General features: G+C 58.4%; 17 protein-coding genes. 12 read left to right on the plus strand and 5 right to left on the minus strand.

Annotated features, from left to right (window positions below):
* Positions 1-46 precede the first annotated feature (46 nt).
* Positions 47-694 carry a GntR family transcriptional regulator gene (locus tag ACP15V_RS12160; RefSeq protein WP_424943968.1) on the minus strand — a complete coding sequence of 216 codons (648 nt, stop codon included), beginning with the start codon at positions 692-694 and terminating at the stop codon, positions 47-49.
* A 452-nt stretch (positions 695-1,146) separates the two neighbouring features.
* Between ACP15V_RS12160 and ACP15V_RS12165 the strand changes: the two genes are divergently transcribed.
* The 7 genes from ACP15V_RS12165 to ACP15V_RS12195 all read left to right on the plus strand — a co-directional run bounded on the left by ACP15V_RS12165 (position 1,147) and on the right by ACP15V_RS12195 (position 9,924).
* Complete coding sequence (locus ACP15V_RS12165; protein WP_424943969.1) at positions 1,147-2,565, plus strand: GumC family protein; 1,419 nt, start codon at positions 1,147-1,149, stop codon at positions 2,563-2,565.
* Positions 2,562-3,818: an O-antigen ligase family protein gene (locus ACP15V_RS12170; RefSeq protein WP_424943970.1), complete on the plus strand. Its 1,257-nt coding sequence runs from the start codon at positions 2,562-2,564 to the stop codon at positions 3,816-3,818. The genes ACP15V_RS12165 and ACP15V_RS12170 overlap by 4 nt, the downstream gene beginning before the upstream one ends.
* 251 nt (positions 3,819-4,069) lie before the next feature.
* Entirely contained in the window at positions 4,070-4,798 is a 729-nt protein-coding gene (locus ACP15V_RS12175) for a sugar transferase (protein WP_424943971.1), read from the plus strand.
* Between the two features lie 506 nt (positions 4,799-5,304).
* On the plus strand, positions 5,305-7,578 hold the full coding sequence (locus ACP15V_RS12180; protein WP_424943972.1) for a hypothetical protein: 2,274 nt from the start codon (positions 5,305-5,307) through the stop codon (positions 7,576-7,578).
* 1 nt (position 7,579) lies between these two features.
* Complete coding sequence (locus ACP15V_RS12185) at positions 7,580-8,731, plus strand: glycosyltransferase (RefSeq protein WP_424943973.1); 1,152 nt, start codon at positions 7,580-7,582, stop codon at positions 8,729-8,731.
* 161 nt (positions 8,732-8,892) lie between these two features.
* The gene (locus ACP15V_RS12190; RefSeq protein ID WP_424943974.1) at positions 8,893-9,645 is read left to right on the plus strand and encodes a hypothetical protein; all 753 of its coding nucleotides are present in this window, start codon (positions 8,893-8,895) and stop codon (positions 9,643-9,645) included.
* 54 nt (positions 9,646-9,699) lie between these two features.
* Positions 9,700-9,924, plus strand: coding sequence for a hypothetical protein (locus tag ACP15V_RS12195; protein ID WP_424943975.1), 225 nt, complete (start codon positions 9,700-9,702; stop codon positions 9,922-9,924).
* Positions 9,925-10,184: 260 nt separating this feature from the next.
* On the opposite strand, the gene ACP15V_RS12200 is transcribed toward ACP15V_RS12195, so the two are convergent.
* The gene (locus tag ACP15V_RS12200) at positions 10,185-11,477 is read right to left on the minus strand and encodes a polysaccharide biosynthesis/export family protein (RefSeq protein ID WP_424943976.1); all 1,293 of its coding nucleotides are present in this window, start codon (positions 11,475-11,477) and stop codon (positions 10,185-10,187) included.
* 107 nt (positions 11,478-11,584) lie between these two features.
* Positions 11,585-12,490 (minus strand): LysR family transcriptional regulator, encoded by a 906-nt coding sequence (locus tag ACP15V_RS12205; RefSeq protein WP_424943977.1) that lies wholly within the window; start codon positions 12,488-12,490, stop codon positions 11,585-11,587.
* A gap of 164 nt (positions 12,491-12,654) precedes the next feature.
* On the opposite strand from ACP15V_RS12205, the gene speB reads away from it, so the two are divergent.
* Together speB and ACP15V_RS12215 are read left to right on the plus strand one after the other, a co-directional pair.
* On the plus strand, positions 12,655-13,620 hold the full coding sequence (gene speB / locus ACP15V_RS12210) for an agmatinase (protein WP_424943978.1): 966 nt from the start codon (positions 12,655-12,657) through the stop codon (positions 13,618-13,620).
* 183 nt (positions 13,621-13,803) lie between these two features.
* The gene (locus tag ACP15V_RS12215; protein ID WP_424943979.1) at positions 13,804-14,811 is read left to right on the plus strand and encodes a GlxA family transcriptional regulator; all 1,008 of its coding nucleotides are present in this window, start codon (positions 13,804-13,806) and stop codon (positions 14,809-14,811) included.
* A 61-nt stretch (positions 14,812-14,872) separates the two neighbouring features.
* Here ACP15V_RS12215 and ACP15V_RS12220 read toward each other — a convergent pair whose 3' ends face one another.
* Positions 14,873-16,267: an aspartate aminotransferase family protein gene (locus ACP15V_RS12220; protein WP_424943980.1), complete on the minus strand. Its 1,395-nt coding sequence runs from the start codon at positions 16,265-16,267 to the stop codon at positions 14,873-14,875.
* 97 nt (positions 16,268-16,364) lie between these two features.
* The gene (locus ACP15V_RS12225) at positions 16,365-17,024 is read right to left on the minus strand and encodes a GntR family transcriptional regulator (protein ID WP_424943981.1); all 660 of its coding nucleotides are present in this window, start codon (positions 17,022-17,024) and stop codon (positions 16,365-16,367) included.
* A 163-nt stretch (positions 17,025-17,187) separates the two neighbouring features.
* On the opposite strand from ACP15V_RS12225, the gene ACP15V_RS12230 reads away from it, so the two are divergent.
* From ACP15V_RS12230 to ACP15V_RS12240, 3 genes are all read left to right on the plus strand, one after another.
* Positions 17,188-18,273 carry a polyamine ABC transporter substrate-binding protein gene (locus ACP15V_RS12230; RefSeq protein WP_424943982.1) on the plus strand — a complete coding sequence of 362 codons (1,086 nt, stop codon included), beginning with the start codon at positions 17,188-17,190 and terminating at the stop codon, positions 18,271-18,273.
* A 72-nt stretch (positions 18,274-18,345) separates the two neighbouring features.
* A complete protein-coding gene (locus tag ACP15V_RS12235; protein WP_424943983.1) occupies positions 18,346-19,491 on the plus strand; it encodes an ABC transporter ATP-binding protein in 1,146 nt (381 codons plus the stop codon).
* Positions 19,488-20,378, plus strand: coding sequence for an ABC transporter permease subunit (locus tag ACP15V_RS12240; RefSeq protein WP_424943984.1), 891 nt, complete (start codon positions 19,488-19,490; stop codon positions 20,376-20,378). The genes ACP15V_RS12235 and ACP15V_RS12240 overlap by 4 nt, the downstream gene beginning before the upstream one ends.
* The last annotated feature ends 62 nt before the right edge of the window (positions 20,379-20,440 follow it).

Genomic DNA, 20,440 nt, shown 5'->3' on the forward strand with positions numbered 1-20,440 from the left:
AACATGTCAAGTCTATGCGACTGGCATACTGTTTTGATCATTAATTTTAGGACAGAGACCTTTCGACAAACCCCATGCCCTGAGAGATATCCTCTTCAAATGCCGCCTTCACGGCCGCCACATCGCCTTCGCGCAGGGCGCGGATGGCCTCGATATGCTGGTCACTGAAATTCGACGTCCCAAATCGCCCGCACCCGACCCGCAAGGAAGGTCCAAGCTGCAGCCAGATCATTTCGGTGTGGCGCAACAGGATGTCGGCACCCGCTTCGGAATACAGCCTGAAATGAAATCGGTAATTGGTTTCAAGGTAAGCGCGGATATCCCCTGACTCGATGGCCTCCCCCATCTCGTCATCAATCCGCTCCAGTTCGTTTATACCCGGCAGATCTATGGTCTTTGCGCCCTTTTCGGCCAAAATCGGTTCGATCGCCATGCGAAGAATATTCAACTGTTCCAACCGCTGGCGCGTCATGACGGGCACAGCCACCCGGCGGTTTTCCAAAACCTCCAACGCTCCTTCCGTGGTCAGCTTGCGGATCGCTTCCCGGACCGGGGTCACCCCGGACCCAATCGCATCGGCCAAGCCATGTATGGTCAAGGGCTGTCCCGGCATCACCTCGCCAAACAGGATCTTTTCCTTGATCTGGGTGTAATAGGTTTCATGTACTGGGCGACGCCCTGTCAATCTGCTCATTTGTCGGTCCGGCTTTGGCAATGTCCGACCCAACTCTACGCGACCCCTATCTTTTTATCAAATCTGTGTTTCATCCCTTGCTTCGAAAGTTTTTGATCAAAACCTGAATATAGAAAGCCTAGGCCATTGAGGCCGCCACGTTCAAGACGGCACATCCAGAGCGCAAAGGTGCCGCAAATCCACAAGACATATCCGGTGAACCCACGCGGCCCGACCGGTTGCACGTGCAATGCGTCTGACGGGTAAGACACTGAGATCAATCAAGCCGTTGAAGGGGCAAATTCCTTCCACGGCAAAGCATGGCCCAACCGCGGCAAAGAGCCCGGAGTTGCCGAAACGCCCTTCCGCGGCTATGCTTTCAATTCTCAAGGTTATTTTTGCATTGAACGGATGGTGCTTTCACCAAGCTTTTCATCCGACCGTATTTTGTCCAGAGCTCCCGGAAGATCAAGATGACGTATATCAGGGAACTATTGAAACGACAGTTTGTCCCCCTTGTTGCCTTTCCGGCGGCATGCCTTTTGCTATGCGGGCTGTATTTCATCATCGCCACCCCAATCCATTCGGCAAAAGCCCTGTTGCGGGTCGAACTGGGTGAGGTCGAAGATCGCACGGATCTGGAACCGCAGCTGATGTCACATGTGGCGGCGATGACCTCGGATGAGGTTACATCACTTGTCATTGACCAATTGCCCCCTGGCAGCTTGCCGGAGGCCCAGCGCAGCAGGTTGGTGCGGCTGTTTGGCGGGCTGCGCAGGGCGCTGGGTGGCGCGGCGCAGACGGAAATGACCGACCTGGAACGTCGCAGCTTGCTGGTGGATGAGATCAAGAAAGACCTTGTGGTCCGGCGCGTGCGCGAAACGGCCATACTGGAAGTCATTTACAGGCACACCTCGCCACAACGTGCAGCAGATCTGGCAAACCTATATGCCGAAACCCTGATTTCCCAGATCAGGGAGCAGACGCAGAGCAGAACACAACAAGCCCTGTCGTTTTCGCAATCCCGCCTGGTGGAACTGCGCCAGGCGATCGAGAGCCTGTTCACCGAAGCCCAGGAAATCCGGTCCAGCCTCAAGGACGGGCGCGGTGGGGTGCAGGATCTTGAGGCGCGCATTCTGCAGCTGACCTTGGCCCTCTCCGAAAGTGACCAATCCCTGATCGGTCTGCAAGAACAGGTGCGGCAGCTGCAGGATCGGGAGGATCCGGAAAGCCTGAAACTGGCGGCGATGCAGACCGAACGCGGGGCAAACCTTCATGCGGCCTTTGTGAACACCCAGATGAGACTGGCCCAAATGCAGCAAAATGGCGCGCGAACCGAAGCCGCAGTGCAACTGGAGCGTCAGGCCAATACCCTGCGCGACGATCTGGAGCTTTTGCGGCAACAAAAACTGGTGGCGCTGGAACAGGAGCTCAGGATTCTTGTGGCAAGCCGCAACAGCATTTCAGCGGATCTGAACGCCGCCATGGACCTGATCAATGGTCAGGAATGGTCAAAAATCCGGATCGCCGAATATGAAGCGGGGATATTGGAAAACATATATGCCGACCACCTGCGAGATCTGGAGGTGGTGCAGAGAACCGCGCTGGCGACCCCGGTTCATATTCTGTCCCCGGCCCGTCCGAACCCGATCCCGGTCTGGCCGCAATACAAGCTGTTGTTGGTTCTGGCCCTGTTGGGCGGGATCGGTATTGGCGCGGTCATTGCGGTCTGGCGCGAATGGGGGATTGTCGTTGATCAGCGCCTGCCCAGGGGAATGGGCAGCCAGTTTCAGATCTTGCGCGAACGGTGGGAGCAGTTTGATGAAGAGGATCGGCTGCCCTCCGAGACCGGTCCCATACCTGCCGATCCCAAGTCACGAGATTGGAGATGACCACAGCAACCCGGCAACTTCCCGGGTTGGCGCCTCTGTCGACCTTTCTGGGCCTGTGCCTGTTGGTGACCATCGCATATCCCGCCCTGGTGGCATTCCCGCAGGACGTCACCCCGGGCCATCTATTGATGTTGATCTGCCTGCCGGTCTGGGCACTGGCAAGCGCCCAACGCCCTGTGCCTGCGTTTGATCATTCCGGTCGCTTCGCCATTCTGATTATCCTTGGATGTTGCGGGATGATGGTCCTGTGCGCCATTCTGTCGGCGTTCATCGCGGCCGAGCCGTTTCGTGTGGCGCGCACTGTGGTCTCTTTCAGCACCGCATTTGCGATGTTTACCATGATGAATGGCACCGCCACGCCCGGGCGTCTGCACCTGTTGCTGGCAACGCTAAGCCTTGCGCTTGTTGGCGTCTGCATCCTGTCATTCCTGGCCTTTTTCGAACCCGGCCTGAACGCGGCAATCTTTCGTGGGGCCGACCGGGCTTCGGGGTTTTTCAAAAACCCCAATCAGTTCGGCATTGCCCTGTCTACGGTTCTGCCCCCAACGGCAGCGCTGTTTTTATCCAACCGGCACAAGCTTTGGTGGGCGGCGGCGCTGATCTGCCTGATCCTCGGCCTGATCGCATCCGGGTCAAAAACCAACCTGATGATCTCGGTCGCGTCCGTGCTGACCCTTCTCATCTTGTGGTGTATCCTGGCCTATCAGGGACGCGAACGCGTGGTCAGGCTCGTCCTTGCGGTGGTCGCCTATGTCACGACAATGGCGCTGGCCCTGACGGTCCTGAGCGTGCTCAATCCACGCGCTCTGGCCCTGTTGCAACAGTTCTTCCAGGGGGATACCCCGCATTCGGTGGATAGCCGCATGGGATTATGGGAAGACAGCCTGGCGCTTTTCATCCAGAACCCAATCCTGGGGGTCGGGGCGGGACAGCCGATCCAGTCTGGCGTGTCCCACAGTCACAACGTCATGTTGGAATTTGCACGTACTTTGGGTGTGCCCGGTTTGGTGCTGATCACCATATTGATCCTGGCGATCACCATCTGCTGTTTTGACACGATCCGGAAATCCCTTTTGGCGAAGGGGGCTCCGCTTGAGGGGCGGTGTGTGTGCATCGGGCTTGCGCTGTCGCCACTGGCCTATATTGCAGCCAATTTCACCAGCGATTCCTTTGGCCCGACCACCAGCGCTTTTCTGTATGCCACCCTGTTTTTGGGCCTTGCCAATCGTGGTTTTCTGTTGCGCGCGACGTGACCCCGCCCCACCGGACACGCGCCTGCCCCACCATTTCCCGGATAACGAGAACCCCACCACCACCACATTGCCTAATAGAAGGTTCAATTGACCGGTATCGGACCAGCGCATAAAATATTTCAATTCTGTCACATATTTCTCATGTTTTGACACTTTCGACACATTGTGCACCGGGGAGGGGGAATCCCAGAACAGAAAGAATTGGTTGCGTGTTTGCGTGTGTCCCTTTTGTTTGGGAAGGAGACGTGGTTTTGAGCGGGGATATTGAACACAAAAAGCAGGGGGCATGGCTTCAGGAGCATCCAAGCCTGTTTTTGTTGCTAAACAAAAGAGCTAGCCGTGGCATCCTGTCGTCGGGTGCCGGGGGATTTTACGCGCGCATCATCAAGCCCGCACTGGATGTCATCCTGGTGGTCCTGGGCCTGCCGCTTGTGGCTCTTCTTTTCCTTTACCTCTATGTGAAAGTGCGCCGCGATGGAGGGGCGTTTTTCTATGCCCATCCACGTATCGGGCGCAAGGGCGTGCCCTTTAACTGCTATAAGATCCGCACCATGCGACCGGATGCCGATCAGGCACTGCGCAACGTTCTGGCCACCGATCCGGCTCGGGCGGATGAATGGCGAAGAACCCACAAACTGCGCGATGATCCGCGGGTGACCGAAATCGGGAAAAAGCTGCGCAAAACGGGTCTGGATGAGCTGCCCCAACTCTTTAACGTGCTGAAGGGGGAGATGAGCCTGATCGGCCCACGTCCAATCACCCAAGACGAGCTGGATGAGTATGACAAGGACGGCGCCGCCGCCTATGCCATGGTCCGCCCCGGCCTGACCGGCCTGTGGCAGGTCACGCTGCGAAAAGAGAATGATTTCGAACATCGCGCCGAAATCGATGCCGCCTATGTGCACAGCCTGTCTTTCAAAAGAGACATGAGCATCCTGCTCAGGACGGTGCCGGAAGTCCTGCACGCCCGGGGCTGCTGATATGCCCCCGGCCTGTGTCGACTTGTTACCAAGGCCGCGCCTTGCCAGCGCCCAACCGTGCCCAGAGGTGCGGCGCGATGAATAATCCGCCAGCCCCCCCCTCGCCCGACCTTCCCAACATCCTTCAAAGACTTAATTGCTGGGTCCTGCCACGGACGGACCGGGTCGATCACGCATCGGGCGGTCCGGAGGAAATTGATCTGCTTGTTAATCCCAACGATCGGGCACGCCTCCGGTCCGGACTTCAGGACGAAGGGGGGGTGTGCGCACAACCACATCCCTGCCGCGCCAATACCTCTCCCAATCGGGAAGACTGGTTTGTGCGAAACCCTGCAACTGGCGCACTGCAGCATCTTAAGTGTCAATTTGGCTGGAATGCCGGCCCGCGTTTTGCCAAACACCTTCTCCTTCACGATCTGGACACATCCCCACAACACCCGGAAACGCGGGCAGAGGGCCAGAGCCCCCCTGCGGCCTCTTCGCGGGTCCAGTTTCACCAATCCCTGATGAACGCGGCATTTCGCCTGCGTGCGGTATTGCCCTTCGGATCGATCTCACTTCCGGCGGCATCAGAACATGCAGCGCAACCGCAAAAGCTGATGGGGGTTCAAATCACCCCGCGGCACCGATCTCCGGGCCGGGTTCATATCCGCGTTAAAGAGCTTTGGACCCTGCGCCATGCCCTTTTGCGTGAGGCCGGATTTGGCCGTAAAGACAGCAGAAGGCTGTGGCGCACTCATTTTCGGAATATGACCTGCCATGGGGTCACCCGTCTGCTTGATCAGATCGGGTCGTCCCCCTTGCCAAACCGGCGCCCGGATGGGGGCGGGATCGTTCTGGCCGTTCGTGGCACCGATGGCGTGGGCAAGAGCACGCAGCTCAACGCGCTTTACACAACGCTGTCCCCCCTGTTTGGCACCCGCCGCTTCTATCTCGGCTCAAGCGGCATTCTGTCTTCGATTGTCTTCGCTCTGCGAGGTCCCGCACAGCCATCAGATGCCTGTATATCGGAGGCAAAAGGGCAAACCACAGGGTTGCGCGAGACCTGCGAAGACGTGGCCCGCGCCGTCTGGGGGCTCTGGCTGGCGCTTTATCGCCTCTACATCCTGCACCGCACCCATTCCTTGGCGCGACGCGGGTATATCGTCCTTTGTGATCGCTGGCCGCAAAACCTGGAACGCGGGCTTCTGGACGGACCGATAAGGCGCAAAACCGTGAAAACCTGGCCTTGGATCGACAGGCTTTTTGCCGTCGAAACCCGTTTGTACAGGCGCATGAAACGCTATGCCCCTGATCTGACCATCCACCTGATGGCCCCTTACGACGTGACAGAGGCACGCAAACCCGGTGAACTGACCCCGCAAACCCACGCGCAGCGCCAAGCTCTGTTGCACGCGATGCGCAGGCAGGATCCGTCGATCGTTGTCATGAACAGCAACCGCAGTTTCGACGAGGTGCACAACGACTTGATGCAAACCCTGTGGGGGCGGCTGGCCGTGGGGGGGACGGGTGACCAAACGCAAAACCGCCGCCCGGAAAACCAGAACCTGCGCCGCCCGTTAAACCATGCCATCAGCGGGCAGGTTGTTCACACATTGGGGCAGCTGGCGATCCTGACCTCGATCTCACATCTGCAAGGCGTAAGTGCTGTGGGTGCCTTTGGGCTTGCTCTGTCCCTGGTGACCCCGGTGTTCATCTTGGCAAATATGGGGCTGCGCACCACGCAAGCCATCGATCAGGAACGAGAGTTCTCGTTCGCGGATTATGCCGGGTTTCGCGTTGTCACCACTTTTGCGGCGCTTCTCACCTGTATCTTGCTGGGGTTTGCCCTGACCGGGGGGGGGCCGGTGCTGCCGATCATCCTGCTCTACGCCGTCGCCAAGGGCTTTGAAAGCATCAGCAGCCTGTCCTATGGCACCTTCCTGACCCATGAACGGGTCGATTTGGTGTTCAGATCCTACCTGTATCGCTCCGTCTTAACCGCCCTCGTGTTTTTCTGCCTGCTCTGGATGGGACTGCCGCTGTGGGCGGCCTTTCTGGCACAGATTCTGGTCTGGGCCAGTGTGGCCCTTATCCTTGATCTGCCGATGGCCTGGCAGTTGAACGACCGCGGCCCCGCGCAGATCCGCATCACCTGGCCCCTCATCCGATCCATTGCCCGGCGCACCTTTCCCATCGGCGGCACCGGATTTCTGATCGGACTGCAACCGGCCCTGCTGCGTCTGTTTGTTGAAAGCTATTTCGGACTGGCGGCCCTGGGTGTTTTCACCAATGTCAGTGCGGTCTTTCAGGCAGGCGCGATGGTATCGAACTCGATCCGGCATTTCCTGGCAGCACGGTTTACCAAATTGCGCCTGCAAGCCGATTTCTCTGCCACCTACAACACGACATTTATCCTGCTGGTCAGCATCCTTGGTGTATCATTGCTGGGGATCTTCTTTGTGTACCAACTGGGCGCCCCCCTTCTGCATCTGGCCTTTGGCGCAGAGACGGCACAGCATGAAACGCTGCTTTTGATCGTCACCATTGCGCTGACTTTTCGCATGTTGAACGCCGTGACCGGCAGCCTCAACCACGCTTATGGCCGCGCTGTCAGCCTGTTTGTGCGCGAAGGGTTTTACGTGCTGGTCCTGATCATCCTCAGCTGGTTGATCATCCCCCAAAGCGGGCTTGTGGGGGCGGGGGCGGTGATCCTTGTCATCTCGATGCTGCGGTTCGTTGCAGATGGGCTGGCTTTTGCACTGACCCGCCCGCGGCTTCGTCAGGAAAAAGAGGTGTGACATGCATATCGTTCACATCCTGACCCGTATGTTGCGCGCCGGATCCGAGGAAAACATCCTGCTGACATCGGCCGGCCAGATCGCGGCCGGGGATGAGGTCACCCTGATATATGGTGCGGACTCCACCCCTGCCCTTGCCCAGAAGCTTGCCCCGAAGGCCCGGCTGATCGAGATCCCCCCGATGGTGCGCCCCATCCATCCCCTCAAAGACATCGCCGCCTATCGCCAGATACGCAGCACCCTGCAAAATCTGCGCCCGGATGTCGTACACACCCATCAATCCAAGGCGGGCATCCTGGGCCGGTTCGCCGCCCAATCCGCCGCAGTGCGTTGCATCGTGCACGGGGTACATATCCTGCCCTATATCGGCACATCCGGCCTGAAGCGGAAACTTTATCTGGCCGCAGAACGGGCGGCTGACCGGATCACCGATGGGTATATCCATGTCAGCAACGGTATGTTCAACGGATGTCGTGATCACGGAATCGGGCAACAGGTTCCGCATAAGGTGGTTCATTCCGGGTTTGATCTGGCCCGGTTTCGGGATGCCCCCCCTGCGGATGACGCCGCAGAAATCCTTGGGGCGCACTGCTCTGATCCCCCCCCAATGGTGCTTTTGATGATGGCCGCGCTTGAAGGGCGCAAACGGCATCTGGAATTGATGACCGCCCTGGCACCTTTGATCCGCCAACAGCCACGGATCCGCCTGCTCTTTGCCGGCGAAGGGCCCCTAGCAGCCCCCATTCGCCACCGTGCCGAACAGTTGGGGATTGCCGGATCGGTGCGTCTTTTGGGGTATCGCCCCGATGTCGAACGGATCATTGCCCTCAGTGATATTTGCCTGTTGTCGTCCGGGCAAGAAGGCCTGCCCCGCTCTGTTTTGCAGTATCTGGTATCTGCTAAACCAGTGGTGCTTTTTGACCTGCCCGGCTTGGGCGAGGTGATCACCCCGAACCGGAATGCGCTTGTGATCCAGCCAGATGACTGGGCTGGTTTTGGCAAAGCTGTTCAAGAGCTTGTTGGCAACCCGCAACGGCGTCAAAACCTGTCAGATCAGGCGGCACGCACCGACCTGTCAAACTGGGATTGGACCGTGATGGGCCGCCAAACCACCGCGTTCTATCGCAGCCTGCAAAAAGAAGCGCAGCCATGAAACGGGCCGCGGACAAACGGGCCCATGTCATACAGCCCCCGGATAAACACACCCCTGCAACGAGCCAACCCGTTGTGGTTGAGTTTTTTGGAATGCCCGGCGGAGGTAAAACCACCATTTCCCAGATCGTTCTGGATGGGCTGCGGGGCCAAGGGGTGAATATGGCATACAGCCCCGATCTGACTCACGACAATTGGGCTCAGCCCATGCGCACCTTTGTGCGACTTGCCATGATCCTTCGCGAAATGCCTCACCTTTGGCGGCTTCTTCCTGTCCTGGGGCCGGTTTTGGGGTGGCCACAAGCTCGGCTGAAAGACCGTCTGAAAAGCCTGCATGTCTGCCTGACCACCGCATCCCTGTTGTCCCGATTCGCGCGCCTTGGGCAAAGTGCCGTGTTGGATCAGGGTCCGATGCAGGCGGTCTGGTCCGCGATGCTGATGTCCCCCAACCCCGGTGATACCGGCAAAGTCTTGCGCAAAATGCAGACCCTGTTGCCGGATCACCATTGGCACCTCGTTTTTGTGGATGCCCCCGATGACATCTTGCGCGAACGGCTGGCACAGCGCCCTGTAAACCACTCACGCCTGCATTCGGGAACCACCCTCGCCCGGCCAGATGTCTGGGCGCATGCGCGCGAAAATCTGTCATATCTTATCAAACACTTGCCCCCTTCATCGCAGGGGAAGCAAAAAGACCTGATCCGGGTACAAACCGGCGATCTGACGCCGGAACGGTCTGCCCGGCATATCTTGCGCCATCTCGGGAACATCCCCCCCGCCCCGACACAGCCAACCCGCCCTGCGCCCGCGCCCACGGATTTCACCATCGGTGGAAATCCGCAGGGCAACACAGCTGATCACGCCAAACATTTACTCACCTGCAACACTTCTAGTAAAAACAGGTCAGAACAATAAGAAAGCCCATCAACCGGGCGGCCCCAAAAATCGGGCATGAAGAGGAGAGCAGACATGATCGTCGTCACGATCACGATTGGCATTCTGGTGTCGGTGTTTGCGGCCGCTGTTTCAATCTGGTTTCTCAATTTCGGAGTTATGGGGACGCTGGTCATCGCCTTTGGCGCGGGCTCTATCACCACGCTGTTGCTGGCCCTGCGCGCCCTCCAAAATTCGGACTGCAAGGACGAAAAACCTGGCGTTGGCTATTCGGACCAAAACGGCGTGAGCAAGACCTGATCAGCATTCCCTTGCCCCGGAAGGCATCGACAACAGCTGTCGGTCGCCGCGCGCGGGCTTGTTTCCCGTCCGGTATCCCTGACCGGTTTTCGTGCCCGATCCGACCGTGAGAGCATGTGGCGTGACTGCGAATGAACGCGGCGCGCCCGGCGACGCGCCGTGCCGCCATCCCTTCCAGCCCCCTGTCACGCATTCTTTGTCACGCATTCTTTCCAGAGGCGATGTCCTGTGGGGCGTGTCTTGAACTGAGCATCGGCTGATTATTTGTCGGCTCCGTGCCAAAACGAGATCACATCCCCCGGCGCAACCACCGCATCCAACGGCACTTGCAACTGTTGGGCCTGTGCCCCCGTGCCCCGGTAAATCACCGCTTGGACATCGCCAGCGGGCGCCGACACGCCCAGCAGCGTCAGTTGCATATCCAGCGCCTTTAGCTGCGCCTCCTGTTCTTTCACCTGAACGCTCTCGCGCAGCAGGGCATCAAGGATTTCAATCTGTTCTATGGTCTGTTCCAATTGCGTGCGATCTGCCGCCTGAGAAATATCCACCCGCAGATTGTGGGTTTCTGCCGAGGTTTCAAGCGCCCGGCTGGAAATCGACAAGACCCCCCGCTCTGCTTCGGCCAACGCGTTGGCGGTGGCGATGCCTCGCTCTGTCAGGCCAGTGACTCGGGTAAACTCCGCTTCGTAGGATTGCAGGGCCGCCTCGTCCACCTCCGCCAGCTTTTCCAGAACGGCCAGCCGTTCCTTCATGCGTTGCAGAGATAAATCTGCCGTGCGGGCCCTGAGGTGCCGCAGGTTGTTTCGGGCAACGCGCCAAACTTCCTCCGCGGTCCCCTCCTCTCCGACCTGCGCAAGCTGCGCGTCCTGTGTCTGATTGGTGCGCAGCTCTGCCAGGGATGTTTCCAAGCGGCGCAGTTCATCTGCGGTCTGATCCCAGACCTGCACCTCGACCTCTTGCTGCGGTTGATCCATCTGCAGATCGGCCAGAGCCGTTTCCAATCTGGACTGTTCCGCCCGGGCCAGGGCCAGCCGATCCGCCACCAACTGACGCTCCGCCCGCGTTTGCGAAATCTCTGCAGTCGAGACCTCTCCGCCAACTGCGCCAATTCCCCCGGCACTGACCAGCACCTGGCGGGCGGTCATCCCTGGTCGAAAGCTTATCTCGCCCCCGGCCCGCACATCACCTGTCGCAAAGACAGGGCGATATTCGGCCACGGACACGAAGATCCGAAAGTCATCCAGCTGGATCCAGGCCTCTTCTCCGCCGCCGGGTATCCGGATCGGTTTCAGGCTTAGCAATCTGGCAATGTCAGACTGAAGCGCCTCAGCAGAGCGACCTGCGGCGGACACCCGCCCCACGATCGGCAGGTTCACCCGACCTTCCGTGTCCACCATTGCGATCGTTCCCAGATCGGGCACGCCAACCACCTCCATTGCAATTCGATCCCCGGGGGCCAGGACATAATCGGCCTGGGCCGCCGTGCCGAGCAACAGAGCCGGGGCCAAAGCCCATAACAGGTGGTGAAGAACCACAGAAAACCGCAGTCTCATGTCTCAATTTCCTTTTATGAATAAGGAATTTTACCACTTTTTCAGGTCATTTTTCAAGGAAGCCCCAAAACCCGGTAAAAAGCGCCAGACCGCCACCGGTTTGCGGATCATCCGGCGTTGGGTTTCCCCACAGGGATCTGAGCCAGACAATCGCGCATAAACAGATCCACCGCCCGCCGCGACACCGCGTTGCGCCGCGTGGCCAGTTGGACGGTGGAGCTCCATCGCAAATCTGGATGGGCAAGTTCGCGCATCCGCCCGAGGCGCCGCCTGTCTTCGGCAAAATGTCGGGGCAGCACCCCGATAAACTGACCGCTTTCCACCATCAGCGCCATCGCTTCCATATTCGACACGATGGCGGACAGATCAGGGGCGTCAGCACCAATGGCGTACGAGCTGTCGTAAGAGCGCTGACAGCTGGGATACCCCTTCACCAGATCCGGTGTGACCTCATGATCCGCACATTGGAACAGCGCGTGGGACCGCCCACAATATAGGGCGTGGTGCTCCTGGCACAGATCCCGGTATCTCACCTCCGGAACACGGTTGCGAAACGGGGCGATGGCCACATGAAGGCTGCCCGACAGCAACCCTTGCGTCAGGTCAGAGGGCGAAGCAACCACAAGCTCTAGCTGCACGTCACTGGGACGCGACAGGAAGGTCTCCAGGCTCTGTGCCAGATCAAATCCCGGCAAGCCGCTGACCGCATCCACCATGCCAATGCGCAACTCGCCGGTGATGCTGCCACGCAGTTCCAGAAGCTCGGCGTCAAAATCGCGGACGCTGCGCAGGATCTCGCGCGCCTTTCGATAGGCGACCTCTCCGCGTTCGGTCAGACGAAATCCGCCGCGCCCCCGTTCACAAACCCGATACCCAAGCGCGGTTTCCAAGTCTCGAATTCGGATACTGATCGCAGATTGCGTGATGCCCAGCGCAAATTGCGCATCGCTGAAACCGCCGCATTCGACCACGGTCACGAAGGTTTCTAACAGGGTGCTTTCCAGCAGTTTCATGCGAAACCTAGCCTTTTCTCAGCGGGTTCACTATGGGTGCGCTGCCCCAAGCATACATGAGTTTTACGAATGTAAGCAAAAGTATTTCAATATGGATTCATGTATAGAACCATGTTTTGCTGAGCAGACCGCCCTCCGACCTCTGCATCACACAGGAACCTGATATGTCCCAACATGGTTACGAAACCGGCCGCCTGAACCTGCCATTTGTAGGCATCGCCACCTTTGGCAAAAGGCCATATGTGGAAAACTGGGACGAGATCGACGCGGATGTTGCGATCCTTGGGGCGCCGTTTGATTTTGGCTGCCAGTTTCGGTCGGGCGCGCGGTTTGGGCCGCGATCCGTGCGCGAAGCGTCAACCCTCTTCAGCTTCGGTCATGCCGGGGCCTACGACCACGAAGACGACGCCACCTATCTGGGTGAAGATGTGCGCATTGTCGATTGCGGGGATGCAGACATCATCCACACCAGGACCGAGGAAAGCCATGCAAATATCGCCTACGGCGTGCAGAAAATCCTTGCGGCCGGGGCCCTTCCCGTGACCATCGGCGGCGACCATTCGATCAACATTCCCTGTATCAATGCCTTCGCCGAAGACTGCGCCGAATACGGCCCGATCCATGTGGTGCAGATCGACGCGCATCTTGATTTCGTCGACAACCGCAAAGGTGTGACCGATGGGCATGGCAACCCGATGCGCCGCGCGATTGAGAAGGATTATGTTTGCGGCATGACCCAATTGGGCATTCGCAATGTGTCTTCCACCGCCAAAGATGGATATGAAGATGCCCGAGCACGCGGGTCGGACATTCTGTCGGTCCGTCAGGTGCGCAAACTGGGAACAGACGGCGTATTGGAACGGATCCCCGAAGGCGCGCGCTATTACGTGACCATCGACATTGATGCCTTCTGTCCCTCGATTGCACCCGGAACCGGCACGCCGTCCCATGGCGGGTTCTTATATTACGATGTGTTGGAAATCCTGCAGGGGCTGTCCAAACGCGGTGATGTGGTGGGGATAGACCTGGTCGAGGTGGCCCCCGCCTATGACCCGTCAGAAAGCACCCAGATCCTGGCGGCGCAGCTTTTGCTCAATTTCATCGGGTTCATCTTTCACAATAGGGCATGAGGCAGAGGCCAAAGGGGGCGGGAAAAGGGGATAATGTCGCAAAATCACGACTATTGACGCAAAATCGAGCGACTTTTCCGGGCAAACCTGCTGGACTTGAGGCCAGACCCGACCGGAAAGACCTGCCATGTCGCCTTGCCCTCACACGACACCCTCACCGCCCCTGAAACGGGAGGTGTCCCGGTGAGCGAGCGCAGCTTCATTTCCAGAGGGGCGGCCTCGTTTCCGATCGACCATGACGCCCCCCCCGCAGATATCTATTTCCTGCTTCTGCCCAAGGTCACCATGCTGGCGCTCAGCGCCGCGGTAGAACCGTTGCGCATCGCCAATCAGGTCACCAACAAAGAACTGTATCGCTGGTATCTTTTGTCAGAGGACGGGCAGCCGGTGCGCTGTTCGAACGGCATTGCGGTCACCCCGGATTTCGACCTGATGAATCTGCCAAAATCCTCGCTGGCCTTTGTGGTCGCAGGCGTGGAACCCGCCGACACAACCAGCCCGCGCATCCTGAACTGGATTTCACGCCAACGCGCCTTTGGGTGCCAAATCGGCGGGATTTGCACCGGGGCCTTCACACTCGCAAAAGCCGGGCTTTTGAACGGGCGCGAGTTCACGTTGCATTGGGAAAACCAACCGGCTTTCAAAGAGCATTTTGTGGGCCTGACCCCCACCAACAATCTGTTCGAAGTGGACGACGGGGTGATGACCTGCGGCGGCGGCAACGCGTCTTTGGACATGATGCTGCATATGATCGAGCGCGATCACGGCAAGGACCTGGCGGTGATCATCTCCGACATGTGCATTCATGCGCGGTCCAACACCCGGAAATCCCCCCAGAAATCCGCCTATTCCGAAGCACTTTCCGTGCGCAATCAACATCTGATCAACGCGATGCAGTTCATGAATGCTCAGCTAGAGGACGGGGTCAGCATGGACGAAGTTGCCGATCATGTGAACATCTCGCGCCGCCAGCTGGAGCGTCTGTTCAAGATCTACGTGGGCACCTCACCGCTGCAATTCTACGCCGATCTGCGGGTGAAACGCGCCTATGCGCTGTTGAATGAAACCAGCCTGTCGATCACCGAAATCGCCGCGGCATCGGGCTTTACCAGCACCTCGCAACTGGCAAACCAGTTTCGCAAACGGTTTGGGCATTCCCCGTCCTCGTTTCGCAAAACCTGGCACGACTAACGCGCGCAGCCGCAACAAAAAAGGCGACCCGAAGGCCGCCTTTTCCGAATGTCGAGGTTGATCACGCCTCGACCCAAAGCCCCTGTGCCTGAACCTTTTCATAGGCCTCATCCAGCGATTTGCGCGCCCGGTCGATCAGGATGTCGATCTCATCCGTGGTGATCACCAAGGGCGGCGCGATGATCATCCGGTCGCCCACATGACGCATGATCAGGTTGTTCCCGAAGCTGCATTCGCGGGTGATATAGCCCACGGTGCCCGCATCCGCCGCAAACTGCGCACGGGTTTCCTTGTTGGGGGTCAGCGCAAGCGAGGCCATCAGGCCGACAATCTTGGTCTCGCCCACCATCGGGTGATCGGCCAGCGAGTGCCACTTCTCGGCCAGATAGGGCGCGGCCACGTTTTTCACGTGATCCACCACGCCTTCCTCTTCCAGGATGCGCAGGTTTTCCAACGCCACCGCACAGGCCACCGGGTGACCGGAATAGGTGTAGCCGTGGTTGAACTCGCAGGCATCCAGAACCCTGGCCACCTCGTCGGACACGATCGACGCCCCAATCGGCGCGTAACCAGAACTGAGCCCCTTCGCGACCGTCATGATATCCGGGCGGATATTGAGGGTCTGTGACCCGAACCACTCACCGGTACGCCCAAAGCCACAGATCACTTCGTCGGCGATCAGCAGGATGTCATACTTATCACAGATGCGTTGGATTTCAGGCCAGTAGCTGTCAGGCGCGACAATCACACCACCCGCACCTTGCACCGGTTCGGCGATGAAGGCGGCCACCTTGTCTTCGCCCAGTTCCAGGATTTTCTCTTCCAGCTCACGCGCGCGGGCCAGGCCGAATTCCTCGGGGTCACTGTCGCCCCCTTCGGCCCACCAGTTCGGCTGTTCGATGAACTCGATGCCCGGGATCGGCAGGTCACCCTGCCCGTGCATCCCCTTCATACCACCCAGCGAAGTGCCGCCAATGGTCGACCCGTGATAGGCGTTCCAGCGCGAAATGATGGTCTTTTTTTCGGGCTTGCCTTTCTCGTCCCAATAGGCACGCACCATGCGGATATTGGTGTCATTTGCATCCGACCCGCCATTGGCATAGAACACGTGGTTCAGGTCGCCCGGCGCCAGTTCCGCCAGCTTTTGCGCCAGCGCGATGGCCGGGACATGGGTGGTCTGGAAGAACGTGTTGTAATAGGGCAGTTCGCGCATCTGACGCGCGGCCACGTCGGCCAATTCATCCCGACCATAGCCGATGTTTACACACCACAGACCCGCCATGGCATCGAGGATCTCTTCCCCTTCGCTGTCCTTCAAATAGACGCCCTTCGCCGTGGTGATGATCCGCGCACCTTTTTCGGCAAGCTCATCCCCGTTGGTAAAAGGGTGCATATGATGAGCAGCGTCAATGGCTTGCAGCTCTGCCGTGGGCAGGTGATTCGTGATTTTATTCATATCTGGCACTCCTTTGACCGGATTCGACCCGGTCATTTATCTTTGGCACCAGAATATGATCATATTTTTCGCTGTCAACGGGGGTGATTTAATATGATCACATTTCGCCGGAATACAGGCTTTCGCGAACCTGGGTGATTCCCTGCTCGATATCCCCGCGAATGGCCGCCGCCACCCCTTCGGCATCTTTTGCCCGCAGCGCCGCCAGCGCTTCGGCGTGTTTGTCCGGCAGATTGGCTGTCCCGTACCGCCCCAACACCACGCGCAGCGACGGACCTGCCCGCAGCCACAGCATATTCGCAATCGACAGCAACACATCCGTCCCCGCCCGTTCATAAAGATAGGCATGGAACCGATAGTTGTTTTCCAGATACCCCCGCACATCCCCACGGGCGATGGCCGCATTCACCTGATCATCATACTCCACCAGGCGCGCAAGATCATCTTCTTCAATATTATCAACAGCTTTTCGGGAAAGCTCTGGCTCTACTGACAGGCGGGCAAAGGCAATTTCATCCCATTGATCCACATCGGGTTGCGGCACGGACACACGCCGGTTGCCCTTGAACACAAGCGCCCCTTCCGAGGTCAGCCTGCGGATCGCTTCGCGCACCGGGGTCATGCCCACCCCAAGCTCTGCCACCAGGCCCTGAATGGTCACGGGCTGTCCCGGTGCCAGCTCCCCGAAAAGAATCATGTCGCGCAGCTTGCGATACACTTTTTGATGGTCGGGCAGCTTGACGGTTTTCTCGGTCACCTGCGGGGCTCCTGTCACAATCTCTTTGCCAATTTTGGCCTCAGCGATATTCTTTTCCTGCACCCTAACGCGGCATGCAAAATTTTACCATATTGCGTTATGCCCCGTTTTTTGATCAAATACAGCCAACGGGCCAAACCGCCCAACACACAGGGAGAGAAAAATGAAATCCAAAACGCTCAAGCTGAGCACTGCTCTGGCACTGATCACCACCGCCGCCACCGCAGAAGAGGTTCGGGTCTACAACTGGTCCGACTATATCGACGAAGGCCTCTTGGAGAAGTTCGAGGCAGAGACCGGCATCGACCTGATCTATGACGTCTTTGATTCCAACGAAGTGCTGGAAACCAAGATGCTGGCCGGGGGATCTGGCTATGACGTGGTGGTTCCGACCGCCTCGTTCATGGAACGTCAGATTGCAGCAGGCGTGTTCCAGACGCTGGACCAGTCGAAGCTGAGCAATATGGGCAACATGTGGGACGTGATCGCCGAGCGCACTGCACAGTTTGACCCGGGCAACGCCTATTCGATCAACTACATGTGGGGCACCACGGGCCTTGGTGTGAATGTCGCAAAGGTCAAAGAAGTGCTGGGCGAGGACGCGCCCATTGACAGCCTTGCCCTGATCTTTGATCCGGCCAATATGGAAAAACTGGCCAGCTGCGGCGTGCATTTCCTCGACGCCCCGGACGAGGTGATCCCGGCCGCGCTGAAATATCTGGGCGAAGACCCCAACAGCCATGACCCTGATGTGATTGCAAAGGTGGAACCGGTGCTGACCAGCGTTGCGCCTTATGTGCAGAAATTCCACAGCTCGGAATATATCAACGCGCTGGCCAATGGAGACATCTGCGTCGCTTTCGGCTGGTCGGGTGACGTGCTGCAGGCGCGTGATCGTGCGGCCGAAGCGGAAAACGGTGTCGAGATCGCCTATAACGCCCCGACGGAAGGCGCGCTGATGTGGTTCGACCAGATGGCGATCCCGGCGGATGCGCCCAACCCCGAAGGCGCGCATAAGTTCCTGAACTTCATCATGGATGCGCAGAACATGGCGGCGGCGTCGAACTATGTTTACTACGCAAACGGCAACAAGGCTTCGCAAGAACACCTGGAAGAGGATGTGATCAACGATCCGGCGATCTATCCGTCTGCCGCGGCACTGGAGAACCTTTATGTGAAGGGCGCTTACCCGTCCAAGGTTCAACGGGTAGCCACCCGTCTGTGGACCAAGATCAAATCGGGCACCTAAGCCCATTTCCCCTCTGCGCCCCGCACAACATCCGGGCGCAGAGGGATTTCCCACTTTTCCCGAGGAATACCCATGTCCGACGCCGCAACCGCATTGGCGCCCGTTTTTGCGCCTTGGGATGATCCCGCCGCCGAACCGATCATCCAATTCAAGAATGTCACCAAACGCTATGGTGATTTCACCGCGATCGACAATCAGACGATTGACATCTACCCGCAGGAGTTCTTTGCCCTGCTTGGCCCGTCCGGGTGTGGCAAGACCACGATGATGCGGATGCTGGGCGGGTTTGAAACGGTGACCGAGGGCACGATCACCATTGACGGGCAGGACATGTCAGCGGTGCCGCCCAACAAGCGCGCGGTGAACATGATGTTCCAAAGCTATGCGTTGTTTCCGCATCTTTCAGTGGCGGAAAACATCGCCTTTGGCCTGAAGCGTGACAAGATGCCCGCAGATCGCATCGCCGCGCGGGTCGACGAAATGCTGAGCCTGGTGCAGCTGAACAAGTTTGCAAACCGCAAGCCGCACCAGATTTCCGGCGGGCAACGGCAACGGGTGGCGCTGGCGCGCTCGCTGGCCAAGGCGCCGAAGCTGTTGTTGCTGGACGAACCCCTTGGGGCACTGGACAAGAAGCTGCGGCAAGACACGCAGTTTGAACTGATGGACATTCAGGAAAAGACCGGCACGACGTTTGTGATCGTGACCCATGACCAGGAAGAGGCGATGACCGTCGCATCGCGCATCGCGGTGATGGATCACGGCAAGATCATCCAGGTCGACACCCCGTCTAAGATTTATGAAGAGCCTGCCTCGGTTTACGTTGCGGACTTTATCGGCGATGTGAACCTGATCGAGGGCAATGTCACCCGGTCCGGCAATGATCACGCCTCGATCAACTGGGCCGAAGGGCAGCAGGATCTGATCGGCATCGCCCATGACGAGATCCCCTTGGGCACCCGTGCCACGCTGGCCGTGCGTCCCGAGAAGGTGAACATTTCAACCGAACGCCCCGAAGGCATGACCAATGTGATCAGCGGGAAAGTGCATGACATCGCCTATCTGGGCAATATGTCGACCTATGTGATCCAAACCGCCAATGGCCAGTTGATCAAGGCGCAGGCCGCCAACACCCGCCGCATCGCGCGCCGTGCGATCACCTGGGAGCAAGAGGTCTGGCTGTCCTTCACCGACACCGCCGGCGTGGTGCTGACCACATGAAACGCTTTACCCTGATTTCAATCCCCTATCTGTGGCTACTGGCGCTGTTTCTGGTGCCGTTCCTGATTGTGCTGAAGATCAGCCTGTCGGACACGGAATTGTCAATCCCGCCTTACACGCCGCAGCTGGATATCTCGCAAGGCTGGGCTGGCGTGCGCGACTGGTGGGCCGGGCTGGATATGGAGAATTTTGTCTGGCTGACCGAAGATGACCTTTACTGGAAGGCCTATCTGTCGAGCCTGAAGATCGCCATCACCTCAACCATCCTGACCCTGCTGGTTGGCTTTCCGATTGCCTATGGTATGACGCGCGCGCCGGATGAATGGCGCCCGACCCTGATGATGCTGGTGATCCTGCCGTTCTGGACCTCGTTCCTGATCCGCGTCTATTCGTGGAAGGCGATCCTGTCGAACGAAGGGTTCCTGAACCAGCTTCTGATGGGGATGGGCCTGACCAGCGAACCGCTGATCATCCTCAACACCAACGCGGCCGTCTATATTGGCATCGTCTACACCTATCTGCCCTTCATGGTGCTGCCGATCTATTCGGCGCTGGAACGGCTGGATGAAAGCCTGCTGGAGGCCGCCGAAGACCTTGGCTGTTCGCGCCTCTCGTCCTTTTGGCTGGTCACCCTGCCCCTGTCGAAACAGGGCATAATCGCGGGGTCCTTCCTCGTCTTTATCCCGGCCATGGGTGAATATGTGATCCCGGCTCTGCTGGGCGGATCGCAAACCCTGATGATCGGCAAGGTCCTGTTTGAAGAGTTCTTTGCCAACCGCGACTGGCCGGTGGCCTCGGCGGTGGCCGTGGTGCTGCTTTTGATCCTGATCATCCCAATTGTGCTGTTTCAACGAAACGAAGAAAAACAGCGGGAGGCCGGCAAATGAGCACCCAAAGAAAATTCGAATTTTCTTGGCAAATTTCTGGGAAGAAATTTGTGCCAACCGCC

It is taken from the genome of Aliiroseovarius crassostreae (genome assembly GCF_049803815.1).
GTDB classification, from domain to species: domain Bacteria; phylum Pseudomonadota; class Alphaproteobacteria; order Rhodobacterales; family Rhodobacteraceae; genus Aliiroseovarius; species Aliiroseovarius crassostreae_A.

Excerpts from the sequence above, each read along its gene's own strand:
- ACP15V_RS12170 (WP_424943970.1), top strand. The coding sequence starts at position 2,562 with ATGACCACAGCAACCCGGCAACTTCCCGGGTTGGCGCCTCTGTCGACC.
- ACP15V_RS12165 (WP_424943969.1), top strand. The coding sequence starts at position 1,147 with ATGACGTATATCAGGGAACTATTGAAACGACAGTTTGTCCCCCTTGTT.
- ACP15V_RS12185 (WP_424943973.1), top strand. The coding sequence starts at position 7,580 with ATGCATATCGTTCACATCCTGACCCGTATGTTGCGCGCCGGATCCGAG.
- ACP15V_RS12190 (WP_424943974.1), top strand. The coding sequence starts at position 8,893 with ATGGCATACAGCCCCGATCTGACTCACGACAATTGGGCTCAGCCCATG.
- speB (WP_424943978.1), top strand. The coding sequence starts at position 12,655 with ATGTCCCAACATGGTTACGAAACCGGCCGCCTGAACCTGCCATTTGTA.
- ACP15V_RS12205 (WP_424943977.1), bottom strand. The coding sequence starts at position 12,490 with ATGAAACTGCTGGAAAGCACCCTGTTAGAAACCTTCGTGACCGTGGTC.
- ACP15V_RS12180 (WP_424943972.1), top strand. The coding sequence starts at position 5,305 with ATGAACGCGGCATTTCGCCTGCGTGCGGTATTGCCCTTCGGATCGATC.
- ACP15V_RS12160 (WP_424943968.1), bottom strand. The coding sequence starts at position 694 with ATGAGCAGATTGACAGGGCGTCGCCCAGTACATGAAACCTATTACACC.
- ACP15V_RS12200 (WP_424943976.1), bottom strand. The coding sequence starts at position 11,477 with ATGAGACTGCGGTTTTCTGTGGTTCTTCACCACCTGTTATGGGCTTTG.
- ACP15V_RS12230 (WP_424943982.1), top strand. The coding sequence starts at position 17,188 with ATGAAATCCAAAACGCTCAAGCTGAGCACTGCTCTGGCACTGATCACC.
- ACP15V_RS12240 (WP_424943984.1), top strand. The coding sequence starts at position 19,488 with ATGAAACGCTTTACCCTGATTTCAATCCCCTATCTGTGGCTACTGGCG.
- ACP15V_RS12235 (WP_424943983.1), top strand. The coding sequence starts at position 18,346 with ATGTCCGACGCCGCAACCGCATTGGCGCCCGTTTTTGCGCCTTGGGAT.
- ACP15V_RS12195 (WP_424943975.1), top strand. The coding sequence starts at position 9,700 with ATGATCGTCGTCACGATCACGATTGGCATTCTGGTGTCGGTGTTTGCG.
- ACP15V_RS12220 (WP_424943980.1), bottom strand. The coding sequence starts at position 16,267 with ATGAATAAAATCACGAATCACCTGCCCACGGCAGAGCTGCAAGCCATT.